Origin of the sequence: Streptomyces sp. NPDC085931 (assembly GCF_044540565.1) — a bacterium.
Taxonomy (GTDB): Bacteria; Actinomycetota; Actinomycetes; order Streptomycetales; family Streptomycetaceae; genus Streptomyces.
Window position 1 is genome coordinate 172,936 of sequence record NZ_JBITSK010000001.1, and the last position, 18,601, is coordinate 191,536.

General features: G+C 72.0%; 15 protein-coding genes. 8 read left to right on the forward strand and 7 right to left on the reverse strand.

Annotation, left to right across the window (positions count from 1 at the left end; translation table 11 throughout):
• The first annotated feature begins 287 nt into the window (after nucleotides 1–287).
• Nucleotides 288–2,114 (forward strand): AMP-dependent synthetase/ligase, encoded by a 1,827-nt coding sequence (locus ACIGAN_RS00715; protein WP_365741940.1) that lies wholly within the window; start codon nucleotides 288–290, stop codon nucleotides 2,112–2,114.
• Nucleotides 2,115–2,272: 158 nt separating this feature from the next.
• Nucleotides 2,273–3,064 carry an aldo/keto reductase gene (locus tag ACIGAN_RS00720; protein WP_399854613.1) on the forward strand — a complete coding sequence of 264 codons (792 nt, stop codon included), beginning with the start codon at nucleotides 2,273–2,275 and terminating at the stop codon, nucleotides 3,062–3,064.
• Between the two features lie 72 nt (nucleotides 3,065–3,136).
• Here the strand turns inward: ACIGAN_RS00720 and ACIGAN_RS00725 are convergent, their stop codons facing one another.
• The 3 genes from ACIGAN_RS00725 to ACIGAN_RS00735 all read right to left on the reverse strand — a co-directional run bounded on the left by ACIGAN_RS00725 (nucleotide 3,137) and on the right by ACIGAN_RS00735 (nucleotide 6,718).
• Complete coding sequence (locus ACIGAN_RS00725) at nucleotides 3,137–3,850, reverse strand: SDR family oxidoreductase (protein ID WP_399854306.1); 714 nt, start codon at nucleotides 3,848–3,850, stop codon at nucleotides 3,137–3,139.
• 83 nt (nucleotides 3,851–3,933) lie between these two features.
• Nucleotides 3,934–4,848, reverse strand: coding sequence for a class I SAM-dependent methyltransferase (locus ACIGAN_RS00730; protein ID WP_399854307.1), 915 nt, complete (start codon nucleotides 4,846–4,848; stop codon nucleotides 3,934–3,936).
• A 148-nt stretch (nucleotides 4,849–4,996) separates the two neighbouring features.
• Complete coding sequence (locus ACIGAN_RS00735) at nucleotides 4,997–6,718, reverse strand: glycoside hydrolase family 6 protein (RefSeq protein WP_399854308.1); 1,722 nt, start codon at nucleotides 6,716–6,718, stop codon at nucleotides 4,997–4,999.
• 397 nt (nucleotides 6,719–7,115) lie between these two features.
• Here ACIGAN_RS00735 and ACIGAN_RS00740 point away from each other — a divergent pair, with 397 nt between their 5' ends.
• Both ACIGAN_RS00740 and ACIGAN_RS00745 read left to right on the forward strand, forming a co-directional pair.
• Nucleotides 7,116–10,034, forward strand: a complete 2,919-nt coding sequence (locus ACIGAN_RS00740; protein WP_399854309.1) for a glycoside hydrolase family 48 protein — start codon at nucleotides 7,116–7,118, stop codon at nucleotides 10,032–10,034.
• A 156-nt stretch (nucleotides 10,035–10,190) separates the two neighbouring features.
• Nucleotides 10,191–12,833 (forward strand): cellulose binding domain-containing protein, encoded by a 2,643-nt coding sequence (locus ACIGAN_RS00745; protein WP_399854310.1) that lies wholly within the window; start codon nucleotides 10,191–10,193, stop codon nucleotides 12,831–12,833.
• 60 nt (nucleotides 12,834–12,893) lie between these two features.
• Here the strand turns inward: ACIGAN_RS00745 and ACIGAN_RS00750 are convergent, their stop codons facing one another.
• Nucleotides 12,894–13,853, reverse strand: a complete 960-nt coding sequence (locus ACIGAN_RS00750; RefSeq protein ID WP_399854311.1) for a helix-turn-helix transcriptional regulator — start codon at nucleotides 13,851–13,853, stop codon at nucleotides 12,894–12,896.
• A 39-nt stretch (nucleotides 13,854–13,892) separates the two neighbouring features.
• Here ACIGAN_RS00750 and ACIGAN_RS00755 point away from each other — a divergent pair, with 39 nt between their 5' ends.
• The gene (locus tag ACIGAN_RS00755; RefSeq protein ID WP_399854312.1) at nucleotides 13,893–14,387 is read left to right on the forward strand and encodes a hypothetical protein; all 495 of its coding nucleotides are present in this window, start codon (nucleotides 13,893–13,895) and stop codon (nucleotides 14,385–14,387) included.
• A gap of 18 nt (nucleotides 14,388–14,405) precedes the next feature.
• On the opposite strand, the gene ACIGAN_RS00760 is transcribed toward ACIGAN_RS00755, so the two are convergent.
• Both ACIGAN_RS00760 and ACIGAN_RS00765 read right to left on the reverse strand, forming a co-directional pair.
• Entirely contained in the window at nucleotides 14,406–15,149 is a 744-nt protein-coding gene (locus ACIGAN_RS00760; RefSeq protein WP_399854313.1) for a class I SAM-dependent methyltransferase, read from the reverse strand.
• 4 nt (nucleotides 15,150–15,153) lie between these two features.
• Complete coding sequence (locus ACIGAN_RS00765; RefSeq protein ID WP_365741956.1) at nucleotides 15,154–15,459, reverse strand: 4a-hydroxytetrahydrobiopterin dehydratase; 306 nt, start codon at nucleotides 15,457–15,459, stop codon at nucleotides 15,154–15,156.
• A 131-nt stretch (nucleotides 15,460–15,590) separates the two neighbouring features.
• On the opposite strand from ACIGAN_RS00765, the gene ACIGAN_RS00770 reads away from it, so the two are divergent.
• A complete protein-coding gene (locus ACIGAN_RS00770) occupies nucleotides 15,591–16,397 on the forward strand; it encodes a helix-turn-helix domain-containing protein (RefSeq protein WP_399854314.1) in 807 nt (268 codons plus the stop codon).
• Nucleotides 16,398–16,404: 7 nt separating this feature from the next.
• Here ACIGAN_RS00770 and ACIGAN_RS00775 read toward each other — a convergent pair whose 3' ends face one another.
• A complete protein-coding gene (locus ACIGAN_RS00775) occupies nucleotides 16,405–16,824 on the reverse strand; it encodes a hypothetical protein (protein ID WP_399854315.1) in 420 nt (139 codons plus the stop codon).
• Between the two features lie 288 nt (nucleotides 16,825–17,112).
• On the opposite strand from ACIGAN_RS00775, the gene ACIGAN_RS00780 reads away from it, so the two are divergent.
• Both ACIGAN_RS00780 and ACIGAN_RS00785 read left to right on the forward strand, forming a co-directional pair.
• Nucleotides 17,113–17,976, forward strand: a complete 864-nt coding sequence (locus tag ACIGAN_RS00780) for a helix-turn-helix domain-containing protein (RefSeq protein WP_365741962.1) — start codon at nucleotides 17,113–17,115, stop codon at nucleotides 17,974–17,976.
• 154 nt (nucleotides 17,977–18,130) lie between these two features.
• Nucleotides 18,131–18,595, forward strand: coding sequence for a nitrate reductase molybdenum cofactor assembly chaperone (locus tag ACIGAN_RS00785; RefSeq protein WP_399854316.1), 465 nt, complete (start codon nucleotides 18,131–18,133; stop codon nucleotides 18,593–18,595).
• Nucleotides 18,596–18,601: the final 6 nt, after the last annotated feature.

Consider the following 18,601-nt stretch of genomic DNA (forward strand, 5'->3'; position numbering starts at 1 on the left):
ACGAAATCCACCGCCGGCGCGCTGACAGAAGTGACGCCGCCACGGTGGCCGGCACCCGGCCGCCGGAGTCGTACAGATTCGGTGGAGATTACGCCACCGAAACTTACTCAACCGTCAGGTTTCTGTCCGACCCTTCCCCATGTGCGCGCTTTTTCCCACGCTGACCAGCGCGGACGCGAGCGCTGCTCACCTTCGCCCCCCTCCCGCACGTTGGTTGCTTGGGGTAGCTTTCACGGCGCTGTGCCGAGCGTCACTCATCACGAGCGCCGAGGAGCGGGGAGCGGGGTTTGCGCGAGTTTTCCAACCCTCCGTTGGCGTTGGCACCTCCGGTGGGCGGGCTGGCCGACGTGGTGTTCCAGCATGCCCAGGAGGACCCGCTGCACATCGCGCTCGGCCGCAAGGACGAGTCCGGGCAGTGGCGGGACGTCACCAGCGCCGCCTTCCGCGACGAGGTCCTCGCCCTGGCCAAGGGGCTGCTGGCGAGCGGCATCCGGTTCGGCGACCGGGTCGCGATCATGTCCCGCACCCGCTACGAGTGGACGCTGTTCGACTACGCGCTGTGGACGATCGGCGCGCAGGTGGTGCCGGTCTACCCGACCTCCTCGGCCGAGCAGTGCTTCTGGATGCTCTACGACGCCGAGGTGACGGCCGCGGTGGTGGAGCACGAGGACCACGCCATGACGATCGCCACCGTGATCGACCGGCTGCCGCAGCTGCGCCGTCTGTGGCAGCTGGACTCCGGCGCCGTGGACGAGCTGTACGACGCCGGCGCGCACCTCGACGACGAGGTGGTCCACCGCCACCGGCAGGCCGTCACGCCCGACTCGGTCGCCACGATCATCTACACCTCGGGCACCACCGGCCGCCCCAAGGGCTGTGTCATCTCGCACGGCAACTTCATGTACGAGGCGGACACGGTCATCGAGCGCTGGGAACCGGTCTTCCACTCCCGCAAGGGCGACGAGGCGGCGACCCTGCTGTTCCTGCCGCTCGCCCACGTCTTCGGGCGGATGGTCCAGGTCGCCGGGATCCGGGGCAAGGTGAAGTTCGGTCATCAGCCGCAGCTCAACGCGGCGGCCCTGCTGCCGGACCTGGCCGCGTTCAGGCCGACGTTCTTCCTCGCGGTGCCGTACATCTTCGAGAAGGTGTTCAACGCGGCCCGCCGCAAGGCCGAGAAGGAGGGGCGCTCCGGCCCGTTCGAGAAGGCCGTGGACGTCGCCATCAAGTACGCCGACGCCCTGGAGGCCAGGGCCTGGGGCACCGGGCCCGGACCCTCGGCGGGCCTGCGCATGCAGCACCAGCTGTTCGACAAGCTCGTCTACTCCAAGATCCGCGCCGCGATGGGCGGCCGCATCAAGCACGCCATGTCCGGCGGCTCGGCGATGGACCGCCGGCTCGGGCTGTTCTTCGCCGGGGCGGGCGTGCACATCTACGAGGGCTACGGCCTGACCGAGTCCACCGCCGCCGCCACCGCCAACCCGCCCGGCCGCACCCGGTTCGGCACGGTCGGGCAGCCCATCCCGGGCATGACCGTGCACATCGCGGACGACGGCGAGATCTGGCTGCGCGGCCACAACGTCTTCCAGGGGTACCTCAACAACCCCAAGGCCACCGACGAGGCCCTGCACGACGGCTGGCTCGCCACCGGCGACCTCGGCTCGCTCGACGAGGACGGCTACCTGACCATCACCGGCCGCAAGAAGGAGATCCTGGTCACCTCCGGCGGCAAGAGCGTCTCGCCCGGTGTGCTGGAGGAGCGCGTCCGGGACCACCCGCTGGTCAACCAGTGCATCGTGGTCGGCAACGACCGCCCGTACATCGCCGCCCTGGTCACCCTGGACCAGGAGGCCGTGGAGCACTGGCTGGCCATGCGGAACAAGCCGCGCATGTCCCCGGCGGAGCTGGTGCGCGACGCGGACCTGGAGACGGAGGTGCGGCGTGCGGTGGTCGCGGCCAACACGCTGGTCTCGCAGGCCGAGTCGATCCGCACCTTCCGCATCCTGGCCCAGCCGTTCACCGAGGAGCACGGGCTGCTGACCCCGTCGCTGAAACTCAAGCGCAAAGCGATCGAAAAGGCGTACGAGAACGAGGTCGAGGCCCTCTACCGGGCGTGACGTCCGCCCCGCCGGGGCATGCGTCGGTTGTGAATTCTCCCGTCAGGAATGCATCACGGCTCGTGATCGTTGACGATGGGAGCACCACCGACCGCGAACCGAAGGATCGAGAGCTCGTGAGCAAGGTCCCCCCGATCATCCTGAACAACGGCGTCGAGATGCCCCAGCTGGGCTTCGGTGTCTGGCAGGTGCCGGACGACGAGGCCGAGGCGGCCGTCACGACGGCGCTGGAGGCCGGGTACCGCAGCATCGACACAGCGGCGATCTACGGCAACGAGGAGGGCACCGGCAAGGCCGTCGCCGCCTCCGGTCTCCCCCGCGAGGAACTCTTCGTCACGACCAAGCTCTGGAACGCCGACCAGGGGTACGACTCCACGCTGCGCGCCTTCGACACCTCGCTGGGCAAGCTCGGCCTGGACTACGTCGACCTGTACCTGATCCACTGGCCGACGCCGGAGCGGGGGCTGTACGTCGACACCTACAAGGCGTTCGAGAAGCTGCACGCCGACGGCCGGATCCGGGCCATCGGTGTCTCCAACTTCCTGCCGGAGCACCTGGACAAGCTGATCGCCGAGACGTCGGTCGTCCCCGCGGTGAACCAGATCGAGCTGCACCCGCACCTGCAGCAGCACGAGGCCCGCGAGTACCACGCGGAGCGGGGCATCGCCACGGAGGCCTGGTCGCCGCTCGGCCAGGGCAAGGGCCTGCTGGAGGTCCCCGCGATCGTGGCCATCGCCCGCAAGCACGGCCGCACGCCCGCACAGGTCGTGCTGCGCTGGCACCTTCAGCTGGGCAACGTGGTGATCCCGAAGTCCGTGACGCCGTCGCGGATCAAGGAGAACATCGAGGTCTTCGACTTCAGCCTGGACGACGAGGACCTGGCGGCCATCAGCGCCCTGAACGAGGACCGGCGCCTGGGCCCGCACCCGGCCGAGTTCAACGGCTCCTGAACCACACGGGCGGCGCCCCGGTTCCGACGCCCCAGCGGGGCCGGGACCGGGGCGCCGCCCGTGTGCGCCCGGTCAGACCGGCTGCCCGACCGGCCGTACGACCACCGTGTTGACGTCGACACCGGCCGGCCGGCGCATGGCCCAGACGACCGAGTCCGCGATCTGGTCGGCGGTGAGGAGGTGGCCGGGCGGCAGGCTGCCGTAGGAGTCCCAGAAGGGGGTCTCCGTGCGGCCGGGCGCGATCAGGGTCACGCCCACGCCCCACTCGGTCACCTGCCGCCGGGTGTTCTCGGCGAGCCCGGTCACCGCCCACTTGGTGGCCCCGTAGATGTTGCCCGGTGTGTGCACGAACCCGGCGACGCTGCCGACCAGCACGATCCGGCCGCGTGTCTCCTTCAGGGCGTCGACGGACGCCCGGATCAGCAGGGCCGGGCCGAGGACGTTGGTCAGCACCATGTCGGTCCAGCCGGCCGGGTCTCCCTCGGCGACCGTGTCGTGGGTGGCGAAACCGGCGTTGGCGACGACCGCGTCCAGCCGGCCGAACTCTTGCAGCGTGGCGCCGACCGCCGAGCGCACGTCGTCGTACACGGCGGTGTCCCCGGCGATCGTCAGCAGTTCCCCGGGCCGCCCGAGCTCCTCGGCGAAGGCGGTCAGCCGCTCCTCCCCCCGCCCGGTGACGGCGACCCGGTACCCGGCGTCCAGCAGCCGCCGTGCCACGGCGGCGCCGATCCCGCTGCCCCCGCCGGTGATGAGTGCCACCTGGTTGCCGGACTTGTTCTCGGACATGGATCCCCCTGCGTGTGCGGTCGGATGCGCGATGCCGGGGAGTCCATCAGTTGGAGAGCTCTCCAAGTCAAGGGCCGCGGCCGCTAGCCGGGCCGGACCGCGGTGTGGACCGTGTGCGCCTCCAGGACGAACACGTCCGGGCGGCGGTGCAGGCTCGCCTCGTCAGCGGGGTCGAGCAGGCGGTCGAGGGTGGCGATGTCCTCGGCGTCGAGGGCCTCGGTGAGCCGGTCCCGCAGGTGGGACAGGGAGGCGACGACATAGGCGCGCGCCCGGTCCGAGGCGGGTGCGGGCAGGTCCAGCAGGAAGGTGTGCGACCGGGCGGGCTTCAGGCCGGCGGCGGCCAGCAGGGCGGGCCAGTCCTCCGTCTCCGCGACATGGCCCGGCAGGTCCCGGCGCATCCGCGTGAACCACTCCGCCTCGACCGCGTCGATCCGCGCCTGCAGTCCGGGCCGGCCGATGCCGATGTCGCGCGGCAGGTAGCGCGGGGGCAGCCCGCCCTCCATGAGGGCCAGGGTGCCGCCGGGCGCGAGCCGCGTGGCGAACGCGGCGAGCGCGGCCCGCTGGTCGCCGAGGTGGTGCAGACTGCGGCCGGCCCACAGCAGGTCGGCCGGGTAGTCCAGGTCACCGAGCGCGTCCGGGAGTTCCCCGGCGATCGTGCCGAACCGGTCGGCGATCCCCTGCCGCTCGGCCCGGGCCCGGGCCCGCTCCAGCAGCGGCTCGGAGCCGTCCACCGCGACGATCCGCGCGCCCGGGAACGTCTCCGCGAACAGGCACGCCACCACGCCCGGTCCGCTGCCCGCGTCGACGATGAGCCCCGGCTCGGTCACCTCCTGTGCCAGCCACCCCAGGGCCCGCTCGTACAGGGAGGCGAACAGTTCCGCCGAGGACTCCAGCACCGGGCCCATCTCGGCCCAGTCGATGTCCGTGGGGCCGTGGTGGTGATTCCGCCCGTGCCGGTGTCCGTGTCCGGGTGCGGTGTCGTGGTGGTCGTGCGCCATGGTGGTCAGCCTCTCGCTCGGATGCGGCCAGCGTGCGCCGGCGCACCGCGGGAAAGCCACCGTTGTTGCCGCTTGCGCAACAGGGCGCGCACCGATCCGCCGGGGCGCGGACGCCCCGGCGGACCCGTGGGGACGGGCTGTCAGCCGCTCACGACAGCGGCGGGTACGCGTTCTGCATCAGCTGCCGGAACTGGGCGGAGAACCACTGCCCGGAGATCGGCGCGTCCGGCAGGGCCCCGGACATGTTGTTGTTGTTGCGCGGGTTGCCCGTGTAGGTCGGGTCGCACATGCGGTCGAAGCCCTTGCCCTCGTTGTTGTCGATGGCCTTGCTCGACCCGTCGGACTCGCCCGGCGGCTTCATCCACACGTACGCGTCGATCCCGGGGGCCGGGTTGGCCCGCGGGCGCTCACCGAGGCCGGCTCCGGCCTGGTTGCACCAGTTGCCGAGGTGGATGCGGCGGTCGTAGCGGCCGCCGTCCACGTAGGCGTCCACGGAGGTCTGCGGACCGGGACCGGCGGGCCGTGCGGTGCCGCCCCAGCCGTTGCGGGAGGTGTCGATCAGCATGCCGATGCCGGACGGGAAGCCGATCGAGACCAGGTGGTTGCGGAAGGCCTGGGCGAACGACAGCTCGTCGGTGTAGCGGTTCCAGTCGACCCACTTCGACTCGCGGACGGACTTGCCGGCCACGGTGTCGCCGATGGAGAAGTTGTCCTCCTTCAGGGCGCTGTAGTTCGCCGTGTTGGTGATGAAGCCGTGGACGTCGTTCACGGTCGCGCCCTCGGCGTTCGCCGCCTCCTTGAACAGGGACGCGGAGGGGCCGAAGTTGTCGTCCCAGCCGATCCAGCCGTGGTGGCCGGCGTCGACGTAGTTGTAGACGTTCGGCACGTCGCCGAGCTTGTTCAGCGCGTAGCCGACGCCCTTGACGTAGTTGCCGTTGGCCTTCATCACGTCACACTGCGGGACGGCCGTGGGACGGCTGCCGGTGTTGGTGACAAGGTTGGGCAGGGAGTCGATCTCGACGGTGGTGACGATCCGCAGCGCGGCGTACTTCGGGTCCGCGAGGATCGCCTTGATGGGGTCGATGTACTCCGTCTTGTAGCGGCCGATCTCGTCGGGCTTGAGTTCGCCGTTGGAGGCCAGGGCGGAGCAGTCCCGGCCGGGCAGGTTGTAGATGACCAGCTGGACGACGAGTTCGCCGGAGCCCTTCTGACGCAGGGCTTCGTCGAGGTGGGCGCGCAGTCCCATCTTGCCGCCCGCGCCCTCGATGGCGGCGATCCGGTCCAGCCACACACCGGTCGGCTGGTTGGCGACACGGCTGCCGCCCGGCTCCGCGGCGGCGTTCGCCGACCACTGCGGGTTCACGTACACCTTGGCGCCCTCGTAGGGGTTGTTCACCCGGTTGGCGGGGCCGCCCGGGTCCGGCGGATCCGTGGGGCCGCCGGAGCCGCCGTCGTCGACGTTGCAGGTCACGCCGTCGAGGGTGAAGGTGGCCGGGATCGCGTTGCTGCCGCTGTAGCTGCCCTGGAAGCCGAAGCTGACCGAGGCCCCGGTCGCCAGCTGGGCGTTGTAGCTCTCGTTGGCCGCGGTCACGGTGGCGCCGCTCTGGCTGATCCTGGCGTTCCAGCCGCTGGTGACCTTCTGGTCGCCGGCGTAGGACCACTTCAGCGACCAGGAGGACTTGGCGGCGCTGTTGTTGGTGAGGGTCACGGCGGCGGTGAAGCCGGTGCTCCACTGGTTCTGGACCTTGTAGTCGACGGTACAGGGCACGGCGGCGGTGCCGGGGCCGCCGGGGTCGACGGCGAACGCGGTGCCGGCCGCGCCGGCGACCAGGGCCATCGCGGCCAGTAACGCTGTTCTGGTACGGCTCATGAGTGCGGGTGTCCCTTTCGCTGGGGGTGTCGGCCGTTCAGGGCGCGCTCCGAAAGGACACGAGGAACCCGGCACCGGCACACGCGCAGCAGGGGACGGCCGCGCGGGCGGCGGCTACAAGTACTGAACGCGAGAGGTGTCGCATGAGCGACTCCTTGCAGGTCGGGCCCGCCGTGACGGACGCGTCGACTGATGGAATCGCTCCCACTGGTGTCAAGGAAGGTAGCGCCAAGTGCGGGCGAGCAACAGGGGAGTTGCCGACTTTCCCGCAACGTGGGGCGTCGAATCTTTTCGACTCTTCAAGGACCTTGACCACCCCTTGGCCCGTCCTCACTATGGGAGCGCTCCCACTGGTTCAGGCCTTGACTTCTCCGAGCCGCAAGGAGGAACCAGCACCATGCATCCCCCACCCCTCAGACGCCGGGCCGCGCGGCGGTTGTGGACCGCCGCCGTCGCAGCTCTGGCGCTTCCGCTGACGATGCTCTCCTCCGGGTCGACGCCCGCTCAGGCGGCGCCGCTGCAGTGCAGCGTCGACTACAAGACGAACGACTGGGGTTCCGGTTTCACGGTGGACCTGACCCTCACCAACCGCGGCACGGACGCCATCGACGGCTGGACGCTGACCTACGCCTACTCCGGCAACCAGAAGCTGGGCAACGGCTGGAACGGCACCTGGTCGCAGTCCGGGCAGAACATCACCGTGAAGAACGCCGCGCACAACGCCCGTGTCGCGGCGGGCGCCGCCGTCTCCACCGGCGCCCAGTTCGGCTACAGCGGCACGAACACCGCGCCGACGTCCTTCTCGGTCAACGGCACCCCCTGCACCGGCGCGCACCAGCCCCCGATCGCGGTGCTGACCAGCCCGGCCGCCGGCGCCGTCTACAGCCAGGGCGAGGCCGTCCCGCTGGCCGCCACGGCCGCCGCGGCGGACAACGCCACGATCAGCAAGGTGGAGTTCTACGACGACACCACGCTGCTCGGCACGGACACCAGCGCGCCCTACGCGCTCTCGGTCTCCAGCTTGACCGTGGGCAGTCATTCCCTGGTGGCGAAGGCGTACGACAGCCTGGGCGCCTCGGCCAGTTCCACCCCGGTCGGCATCACCGTCGCCTCCGGCCCGGCCGTCGTCGCCTCCCCGCTCCAACTGGGCGTGCAGTCCGGCACGTCGGGCACGTACGAGGTGAAGCTGTCCAAGCAGCCCGCCGCGAACGTGACGGTGACCTCGGCCCGCGCCAGCGGCAACACGAACCTGTCGGTCACCTCCGGCGCCTCGCTCACCTTCACGCCGCAGAACTGGAACACCGCGCAGAAGGTGACGGTCACCGCCGCGAACTCCGGTTCCGGGTCGGCCGTGTTCGAGTCGACGGCGGCGGGCCACGCCAAGGCCGCCGTCACGGTGACGCAGCTGGGCGCGACCAAGGCGTACGAGGCGCGCTTCCTGGAGCTGTACGGGAAGATCACCAACCCGGCGAACGGCTACTTCTCCCCCGAGGGCATCCCGTACCACTCGGTCGAGACGCTGATCGTCGAGGCGCCGGACCACGGCCACGAGACCACCTCGGAGGCGTACAGCTACCTGCTGTGGCTGCAGGCCATGTACGGCAAGGTGACGGGTGACTGGTCGAAGTTCAACGGGGCGTGGGACCTCATGGAGAAGTACATGATCCCCACCAGGGCCGACCAGCCCACCAACTCCTTCTACAACGCCGCGAAGCCGGCGACGTACGCGCCCGAGCTGGACACCCCCGCCGAGTACCCGGCCAAGCTCGACTCCGGCGTCCCGGTCGGCCCGGACCCGATCGCGGCCGAGCTGAAGAGCGCCTACGGCACGGACGACGTCTACGGCATGCACTGGCTGCAGGACGTGGACAACGTCTACGGCTACGGCAACGCGCCCGGCAAGTGCGAGGCGGGCCCGTCGGACACCGGCCCGTCGTACATCAACACCTTCCAGCGCGGCGCGCAGGAGTCGGTGTGGGAGACCGTGCCCCAGCCGACCTGCGACGCCTTCAAGTACGGCGGCAAGAACGGCTATCTGGACCTGTTCACGGGCGACGCCTCCTACGCCAAGCAGTGGAAGTTCACCAACGCGCCGGACGCCGACGCGCGGGCCGTGCAGGCCGCCTACTGGGCGGACCTGTGGGCGAAGGAGCAGGGCAAGGGCGGACAGGTCTCCGCGACGGTCGCCAAGGCGGCCAAGATGGGCGACTACCTGCGCTACTCCATGTTCGACAAGTACTTCAAGAAGATCGGCAACTGCGTCGGTCCCTCGACCTGCCCGGCGGGCACCGGCAAGGACGCCTCGATGTACCTGATGTCCTGGTACTACGCCTGGGGCGGCGCCACCGACACCAGCGCCGGCTGGGCCTGGCGCATCGGCTCCAGCCACGCCCACGGCGGCTACCAGAACCCGCTGGCCGCCCACGCGCTCGCCAACTACGCGCCGCTGAAGCCGAAGTCGGCCACGGGCGCGGCGGACTGGGCCAAGTCCCTGGACCGGCAGCTGGAGTTCTACCGCTGGCTGCAGTCCGACGAGGGCGCGATCGCGGGCGGCGCCACCAACAGCTGGGCGGGCCGGTACGCGACCCCGCCCGCCGGCAAGTCGACGTTCTACGGCATGTACTACGACGAGAAGCCGGTCTACCACGACCCGCCGTCCAACCAGTGGTTCGGCTTCCAGGCGTGGTCCATGGAGCGCGTCGCCGAGCTCTACCAGCAGACGGGGAACGCGCAGGCCAAGACGGTCCTCGACAAGTGGGTCGACTGGGCGCTGTCCAAGACCACGTTCAACCCGGACGGCACCTTCCGCATCCCGTCGACGCTGCAGTGGTCGGGCCAGCCCGACACCTGGAACGCGTCGAGCCCCGGCTCCAACAGCGGGCTGCACGTCAGCGTGGTGGACTACACCAACGACGTCGGGGTGGCGGCCGCGTACGCCAAGACGCTGACGTACTACGCCGACCGCTCGGGTGACACCGAGGCCGCGGCGGCCGCCAAGAAGCTGCTGGACGGCATGTGGGACAACCACCAGGACGCGCTGGGGATCGCCGTCCCGGAGAGCCGGGCCGACTACAACCGGTTCGACGACCCGGTGCACATCCCGAGCGGCTGGACGGGCACCATGCCGAACGGTGACGCGATCAACTCGTCGTCGACGTTCGACTCGATCCGGTCCTTCTACGAGGACGACCCCGCGTGGTCGAAGATCGAGGCGTATCTCGCGGGCGGGGCCGTGCCGTCGTTCACGTACCACCGGTTCTGGGCCCAGGCGGACATCGCGCTGGCCATGGGCTCGTACGCGGAGCTTCTCGAATAGCCCCCGCCGGGCGCTCCGCGGGTGAGCGGTTGCGTCCGAGGCTCCGCGTTCGTGGTCCCGTCACCTGACGACGGGACCGGCCGGCCGGGCGGTCCCCACCCGCACTGGGGACCGCCCGGCTCTCGCACGTTCCCCCTCACCGGAAGGAACCCCACCGTGCGAAGAACCCGCATCCTCACGGCCGTGCTGGCGCTGGCGACCGGGCTGCTGTCGGGCGCTCCCTCCGCCCTGGCCGCCGATCCCGCGCCGGTGAAGCTCGCCGCCGACACCTACATCTGGAAGAACGCCCGGATCGACGGGGGCGGCTTCGTCCCCGGGATCGTCTTCAACCGCACGGAGAAGAACCTGGCCTACGCCCGCACGGACATCGGCGGCGCCTACCGCTGGCAGGAGTCCTCGAAGTCCTGGACGCCGCTGCTGGACTCGGTCGGCTGGGACGACTGGGGGCACACGGGCGTCGTCAGCATCGCGACCGACTCCGTCGACCCGGACCGGGTGTACGCGGCGGTCGGGACGTACACCAACGACTGGGACCCGAAGAACGGCGCGATCATGCGCTCCGCGAATCGCGGGGCGACCTGGCAGAAGACGGACCTGCCGTTCAAGCTGGGCGGCAACATGCCGGGACGGGGCATGGGCGAGCGGCTGGCCGTCGACCCGCACCGCAACAGCGTGCTGTACCTGGGCGCGCCCAGCGGCAAGGGGCTGTGGCGGTCGACGGACTCCGGGGCGACCTGGTCGCAGGTGGCGAACTTCCCCAACGCCGGCGACTACGCCCAGGATCCGAGTGACACCTCCGGGTACGCGTCCGACAACCAGGGCATCGTGTGGGTCACCTTCGACGAGTCCACGGGCACCGCCGGGAGCGCCACGAAGACGATCTACGTCGGGGTCGCCGACAAGGACAACGCGGTGTACCGCTCGACCGACGCGGGCGCGACCTGGCAGCGGCTCGCGGGCCAGCCGACCGGGTACCTCGCCCACAAGGGCGTCCTCGACGCGAAGAACGGCCACCTCTACCTCGCCTACAGCGACAAGGGCGGCCCGTACGACGGCGGCAAGGGCCAGGTGTGGCGCTACACGACCGGAACGGGCACCTGGACGGACATCAGCCCGGTGGCCGAGGCCGACACGTTCCACGGCTTCAGCGGGCTGACCGTCGACCGGCAGAAGCCGGGCACGGTGATGGCGACCGCGTACAGCGCCTGGTGGCCGGACACCCAGATCTTCCGCTCCACCGACAGCGGCGCCACCTGGACCAAGGCGTGGGACTACACCTCGTACCCGAACCGCGAGAACCGCTACACCATGGACGTCTCGTCCTCGCCGTGGCTGACCTGGGGCGCGAACCCGCAGCCGCCCGAGCAGACGCCGAAGCTCGGCTGGATGACCGAGGCCCTGGAGATCGACCCGTTCGACTCGAACCGCATGATGTACGGGACGGGCGCGACGATCTACGGCACGGAGAACCTCGGGAACTGGGACAGCGGCGGCACGTTCACCGTCAAGCCGATGGTGCGCGGCCTCGAGGAGACCGCGGTCAACGACCTCGCCTCTCCCCCGTCCGGGGCGCCGCTGCTGAGCGCGCTCGGTGACGTGGGCGGCTTCCGGCACACGGACCTGACGAAGGTCCCGCCGATGATGTTCACCCAGCCGAACTTCACCACGACCACCAGCCTGGACTTCGCCGAGTCGAACCCGGACACCGTGGTCCGCGTGGGCAACCTGGACTCCGGCCCGCACATCGCGTTCTCCACGGACAACGGGGCCAACTGGTTCGGCGGGACCGACCCGTCGGGCGTGAGCGGCGGCGGCACGGTCGCGTCGGCCGCGGACGGCAGCCGGTTCGTGTGGAGCCCGGACGGCGCCGGCGTGCACCACACCACCGGCTTCGGCACGACGTGGCGGGCGTCGAGCGGCATCCCCGCCGGGGCTATCGTCGAGTCGGACCGGGTCGACGCCAAGACCTTCTACGGCTTCAAGTCGGGGAAGTTCTACATCAGTACGGACGGCGGGGCAACGTTCGAGGCGTCCCCGGCCACCGGGCTGCCCAGCGGGGACAGCGTCCGCTTCAAGGCGCTGCCGGGCGGGAAGGGCGACGTGTGGCTGGCGGGCGGCGCGGCGGACGGCGCCTACGGCCTGTGGCACTCCACGGACGGCGGGCTGAGCTTCACCAAGCTGCCCGGCGTCGAGCAGGCCGACACCGTCGGCTTCGGCAAGGCCGCGCCCGGCGCCTCCTACCAGACGCTCTACACCAGCGCGAAGATCGGCGGGGTGCGCGGCATCTTCCGCTCCACCGACAAGGGAGCGAGCTGGACCCGCGTCAACGACGACGCGCACCAGTGGGGCTGGACGGGCGCGGCGATCACCGGCGACCCGAGGGTCTACGGCCGTGTCTACGTCTCCACGAACGGCCGCGGCGTGATCTACGGCGACACCTCCGGCGGCGGCACCACGGACCCGGACCCCGGCCCCACCGGCGCCTGCGCGGTGACCTACAAGGTGACGAGCCAGTGGCCGGGCGGTTTCCAGGCCGAGGTGCAGCTCACCAACACCGGCACCGGTCCCTGGAACGGCTGGTCCCTGGCCTGGTCCTTCGCCGACGGCCAGAAGCTGGCCCAGGCGTGGAACGCGGAGGCCGCCCAGTCGGGCACGGCGGTGACGGCGAGGAACGTCGGCTGGAACGGCACGGTGGTCAAGGGCGCGTCGGTGAGCTTCGGCTTCACGGCGAGCTGGTCGGGGAGCAACACGAAACCGGCCGCGTTCCGGCTGGGTGACCAGAGCTGCACGGTGACGTGACGGGCCTCCCCCGGGAGGGCGCGCGCCGCGTGCGGCCCGCGCCCTTCCGGCCCGGGGCGTTCACCGGCCGTCGCGCGGCGCCCCCGCGCCGCCGTACCTGGCCGCCAGTTCCGCCGCCGTCCGGGCGATCCTCGCGCGCAGTTCCGGTGGTTCCAGAACCTCGATCCCGGTGCCCAGGCGCAGGAACTCGGCGTGGGCGTGGTCGACGGACTCGATCCGGACGGTGACACGGCGCCAGCCGTCCGCTTCCGGCGCGGACTCGTCCTGGGCCGCCCCGGGGAGCGTGACGCCCGGGGCCAGGCGCACCACGGCCCGGTCCGTCCGCAGCCGGCGGTGGAAGTCGCGCTGGTACGACTCCCAGTACCCGGCCAGATCGAAGTCCTCCGGGCGGGCGAACTCCTCGTCCGTGGCGGACAGCCGCAGGATCCGGTCGACGCGGTAGGTGCGCGGCCCCGGGCCCGCGACCACGTACCAGCGGCCCGCCTTGAGGACCAGCCCGTGCGGCTCCAGCCGGCGTTCCCCGTCGGTCGGCTCCCGCCAGCGCCGGTACAGCACGTGCACCGCGCGGCCCCGCCACACCGCGTCGGCCACGGCCGGCAGGAACGGCGTGTCGTCGGCACCCGCGTACCAGCCCGGCGCGTCGAGGTGGAAGCGGCCGCTGATCCGGTCCGCGTGGACGCGCAGCTCCGGCGGCAGGGCGGCACGGATCTTGAGCCGGGCGGCGGCCAGCGGGGAACCGAGGCCGAGCTGCGCGGCGGCGCCCGGGGCACCGGCCAGGAAGAGGGCCTCGGCCTCGCCCGCGGTGAGACCGGTCAGCCGGGTGCGGTAGCCGTCGAGGAGCCGGTAGCCGCCGGCGTGGCCCGCGTCCCCGTAGAGCGGGACACCGGCCGCGCTCAGCGCCTCGACGTCCCGGTACACCGTGCGCACCGACACCTCCAGCTCCTCGGCGAGCTGGGCGGCGGTCATCCGGCCGCGGGTCTGGAGCAGCAGGAGGACGGAGACGAGACGGCTGGACTTCACTGACACAGGATGTCAGTGGAGGCGCCCTAGCGTGCCGCCATGCCTTTCAGCGAGAAACTGCTGACCGTGCCCCCGCCCCTCCGGGTCGCCGGGCGGCACGTCAAGCGCTACCACGTCACCGCGGACCCGGCGGGCATCGAGCCCGAGGTGGAGCAGGCGGCCCGCGCGATCCTGCCGGAGCTGCTGCCGGAGCCGGACGGCACACCGCCGGCCACGTTCGTCGTGCTGCACCGGGGCGGCGACGACGGGGCCTATCTGAACGCGTACAGCTGGGTGTGGGACAACGTCCTGCACTTCGGGGGCGCCGCGGCGGGCCAGCCGGTGCTGGGCTGCCCGGACCGCGACCCGACGCACTTCGTCCCTTCCGCGCGGCCCTGGATCGGCTGCGTCTGGGAACTGCCGCCGATCCAGCACGAACGGGACGCCTGGGTACGGCACCTGCTGACGCCCGACGTGCCCGACCTGACCGCCTACCTGTCCGACTCGCTGCCCGCAGGAACCACCGGAAACCGCGCGGTGGGGCGACCCGGCTGACCGGCCGGGCCGGTGGTGTCACCCGGGCTTGTGGAACGCCCGGAGGCCGAACACCGGGTCGGGGCGCGGCCGGTCCTGGTCGGGCAGGCGCGCCAGGCGCCGGGCGAACTCCTCCGCGAGGGGCTCGCCCGGCGGCAGGGTGACGAACCAGCCCCGGCGCAGATCGGCGATCGTGCGGCGCGGGCTGCGGCCCTGGCCGTGGCCGGTGAACCGGGCCTGCCCGGCCGGGACCAGGCCGTGGGCGGCGGCGTGCGCCTCGACGTCGGCCGCCGCGTCCCGGACCGGGCTGGGCGGCCGGGAGGACAGGACGACATCGATGTCACTGCCCACGTTGTGGGAGGCGGCCTTGTCGACGGTGGTGACGTACACCCCGCCGGGGCGCAGCACCCGGGCGCACTCGCCGACGATGGCCCGCACCTCGGCGGGTCCGGCGGCCAGGTGCAGCAGCCACACCGTGCAGACGGCGTCGAACTGCCCGTCCCGGAAGGGGAGTCGGCGGCTGTCGGCGCGGACGACGGCACCGGGCAGCCGCGCGGCGGCCTGGCGGACCATCGCGGGGGCGAGGTCGACGCCGGTCACCCGCATGCCGGGACGCGCCGCGGCGAGCCGCCGGGTCACGATGCCGGTGCCGCAGGCGACGTCGAGCAGTCCGCGCGCCCGGCGCGGCACGAGACCCAGCACCGCCTCGGCGGCGGCCGCCGCCCGGGGCTCGCCGCCGCGGGAGGCGTCGTACCGTTCCGCTTCCTTGTCGTAGTCGAGCACGCGGTCAGTGTGCCCCGTGTCCGGGGGCCAGGTCCTCCACCTTGCGGGCGAGCTCGAAGTCCTTCTCGGTGACGGCGCCGCCCGCGCAGTGCGTGTGCACGGACAGGGAGACGGTGCGGTAGCCGAGCGTGAGGTCGGAGTGGTGGTCCAGTTCCTCCTGGACCTGGGCGATGTGCACGACCATCGCCGTCGCGGCGAAGTGCGAGCCGAGCCGGTAGGAGCGGGTGAGGCGGTCCCCGTCGAGCGACCAGCCGGGCAGTTCGGCCAGCCGGTCCTGGATCTCCTCGCGCGACAGCGGTTCGACGGGCATGGGCTGTGCTCCTTCCCTCGCTGCGGGTGTCCTCGTCGTCGCCTCTCAGCCTGCCACAACGCCAGGTCCGGGACCCCGGGCGCAGCTCCGTGCCCTGTCCGCCGCCGCCGGTTCTCGGTTACGGTCCCGGCATGACCACTCACCCGTCCACCGCGCGGCAGGGCGTCGGTCCCCTGCTGCGGACCTGGCGGGAGCAGCGGCGGGTCAGCCAGCTGGAGCTGGCCCTGCGCGCGGACTCCTCGGCCCGCCACATCAGCTTCGTCGAGACGGGCCGGTCCCGGCCCAGCGAGGAGATGGTGCTGCGGCTGGCCGAGCACCTGGACGTCCCCGTGCGGGAGCGCAACGCGCTGCTGCTGGCGGCCGGTTACGCCCCGCGCTACCCGGAGACGTCGCTGGACGACCCGGCGCTGGGCCCGCTGCGCGAGGGCATCGAGCGGCTGATCGGCGGGTACGAGCCCTATCCGGCGCTGGTGGTGGACGCGCTGTACGACGTGGTGGCGGCCAACCGCGGGATCATGGCGCTGGTCGACGGCGTCTCGCAGGCGCTGCTGGAGCCGCCGCTGAACGCGATGCGGCTGGCGCTGCACCCGGAGGGCCTGGCGCCCCGCATCCGCAACCTGCGCGCCTGGCGCGGGCATCTGCTGGAGCAGCTGGAACGGCAGATCGCGCTGCACCGCTCCGCGCCGCTGCGGGCGCTGTACGAGGAGGTCGCGGCGTATCCGGTGCCGGACGAGGACCCGGCCGGCGAGCCCGGCGAGCAGGTGCCGTACTTCGCGCTGCCGCTGCGGATCGAGCACGGCGGGCGGACGCTGTCGTTCATCTCGTCGATCTCCACGTTCAACACGCCGATGGACGTGACGGTCGCCGAGCTGGCCGTGGAGACGCTGCTCCCGGCCGACCCGGCGACGGCGAAGTACCTTCAGGAGTCCGTTTCCTGACGGGTTTTCAGATTTCCTGACGGGCTTTCAGGGACAGGTGCTGGAGTGCGGCGAAACCGGCCACGGTCAGCGCCTGCAGGACCGTCCACACGGCGCCCGCCGTGCTCGGCGAGAGCCACAGCGCCAGGGCCGCGAGGCTCAGCACCGCCCAGGCGAGGTTGGCCTCGACCACCGTGCGCACGCCGGGCGCGGGCGGCCGGCGGCGGGAGGCCAGCAGCCCCACCCCGGTCGCGTACACGGCGAGGAAGGCGCCCAGTGCGAGCAGCAGCGCCGCGTCGACCCCGAGGAACCGTCCCAGCGGGCCGGACAGGGCGAGGTAGGCGAGCGCGTTGGCGCCGGTCACGGCGGCGTCCAGGGCCAGGAAGCGGCGCAGCGCGGCCTGCGGCTCGGTGGTCCGGGCGAGCGCGGCGAGCTGGGTCGTGGACATGGGGCATCATCCTCCGTCGGTTGCGGTGCCTGACCGGTCCGGCCCTGGGGGCTCGTCCCGGGGTGAGCGGCCGGGCGGGTGGTGCGGCCGGGGCCGGGGCCCGGGTCGGAGTGCGCCGGCCCGGGACCCGGTGTGTTCACGATCCCGCGGGGGCGGCGGCCGGTCGATTACCCGTGGGGTAATGTCCCCGCGCGCCCCGGTCCGCGGTCTCCTCGCCGTCGGGCCTGTGAAGCGGGCGGCCGGGCGTGCCACACTGATCGCGGACGTGGCACGTTGGGGAGGCGTGGCGTGAGTGAACGGCGGGCCGCACCCACCGTGGGCCAGGTGGTGCTGGGCAAGCGGCTGCAGGAGTTGCGCGAGGCCGCGGGCCTCAGCCGCGAGGAGGCCGCGCGGGTGCTGCGCGTCGCCCCGGCGACGGTCCGGCGGATGGAGACCGCCGACGTCGCGCTGAAGATCCCGTACGTGCAGATCCTGCTGACCGCGTACGGAGTGGCCGAGGACGAGGTGGGCGCGTTCGTCGAGCTCGCCGAGGAGGCGAACCGGCCCGGCTGGTGGCAGCGGTTCCACGACGTGCTGCCCGAGTGGTTCAGCCTGTACGTGAGCCTGGAGGGCGCCGCCCGGATCATCCGCTCCTACGAGCCGCACTTCGTGCCCGGGCTGCTGCAGACCGAGGGGTACGCGCGTGCCGTGCTGGAGGCGGGCACCATCGCGAACGCCGGTCCCGAGGCGGTGGAGCGGCACGTGTCGCTGCGGATGGAGCGGCAGCGGCTGCTGGAGCGCCCCGACCCGCCGCACCTGTGGGTGATCATGGACGAGACGGTGCTGCGCCGCCCCGTGAGCATCGACGGCAAGGTGATGCGCGACCAGCTGGACAAGCTGCTGGAGTACGCCGAGCGGGACCGGGTCACGCTCCAGGTCGCCGAGTTCGCCGACGGTCCGCACCCGGGGACGTACGCGCCGTTCTCGCTGTTCCGCTTCGCCGAGCCCGAGCTGCCCGACATGGTGTTCACCGAGTACCTGACCGGCGCGCTGTACCTGGACTCCCGCAAGGAGGTCTCGGCGCACCTGGAGGTCCTGGACCACATGACCGCCCGCGCCGGTTCGACGCAGCGCACTCAGGCGCTGCTGCGGCGCTACCGCGACAGCTTCTGAGACGGCCGCCCACCCCCTCGCGCGGTCGCTCCCGGCCATGACGTCACGGCACGGGTACTGACCCGTACGGGCGCCGTCGGCAGGTGTGCTCCCCGACCCGCCCCTAGCGTCGGCTGCACGGGACAGCCCAGGGAGCGCACGCGAAGGAGGTCCGATGCCCGGATTCGAGGTGCTGTACCAGGCGGCCGCGCTGTGCCTGATGTTCCCCGACGACGACTTCCGCACCCGGCTGCCGCTGCTGCGCGAAGCCGCCCCGCAGCTGCGGACGTTCGCCGACCACGCGGCGCTGACCCCGCCGCGCGAGCTGGCGGCGCACTACGTCGAGGTCTTCGAGGCGGAACCGGACCACAGCCTGTATCTCAGCGCGTGGCGCGAGGCGGCCCCCACGCCCTCCGAGGAGCTGTACCGCTCGCACGGCCTGGAGACCACCGGCGAGGAACCGCCGGACTTCCTGCCGGCGGTCCTGGAGTGCGCGGCCCGCACCGGCGACACCCAGCTCCTGGCCGACCACCACGACGGCCTGGACCTGCTCCGCACCCGCCTCACCGACTTCGGCACGCCGTACGCGACGGTGCTGGACGCGGTGTGCGCGACACTGCCGCCCGCGCACACCGGGTGAGAAGCC

Bases quoted from the DNA above. Each gene is read 5' to 3' on its own strand.
- ACIGAN_RS00720 (WP_399854613.1), top strand. From the start codon at position 2,273: ATGCCCCAGCTGGGCTTCGGTGTCTGGCAGGTGCCGGACGACGAGGCC.
- ACIGAN_RS00755 (WP_399854312.1), top strand. From the start codon at position 13,893: ATGCCTTTCAGCGAGAAACTGCTGACCGTGCCCCCGCCCCTCCGGGTC.
- ACIGAN_RS00730 (WP_399854307.1), bottom strand. From the start codon at position 4,848: ATGGCGCACGACCACCACGACACCGCACCCGGACACGGACACCGGCAC.
- ACIGAN_RS00765 (WP_365741956.1), bottom strand. From the start codon at position 15,459: ATGCCCGTCGAACCGCTGTCGCGCGAGGAGATCCAGGACCGGCTGGCC.
- ACIGAN_RS00735 (WP_399854308.1), bottom strand. From the start codon at position 6,718: ATGAGCCGTACCAGAACAGCGTTACTGGCCGCGATGGCCCTGGTCGCC.
- ACIGAN_RS00785 (WP_399854316.1), top strand. From the start codon at position 18,131: ATGCCCGGATTCGAGGTGCTGTACCAGGCGGCCGCGCTGTGCCTGATG.
- ACIGAN_RS00775 (WP_399854315.1), bottom strand. From the start codon at position 16,824: ATGTCCACGACCCAGCTCGCCGCGCTCGCCCGGACCACCGAGCCGCAG.
- ACIGAN_RS00725 (WP_399854306.1), bottom strand. From the start codon at position 3,850: ATGTCCGAGAACAAGTCCGGCAACCAGGTGGCACTCATCACCGGCGGG.
- ACIGAN_RS00740 (WP_399854309.1), top strand. From the start codon at position 7,116: ATGCATCCCCCACCCCTCAGACGCCGGGCCGCGCGGCGGTTGTGGACC.
- ACIGAN_RS00770 (WP_399854314.1), top strand. From the start codon at position 15,591: ATGACCACTCACCCGTCCACCGCGCGGCAGGGCGTCGGTCCCCTGCTG.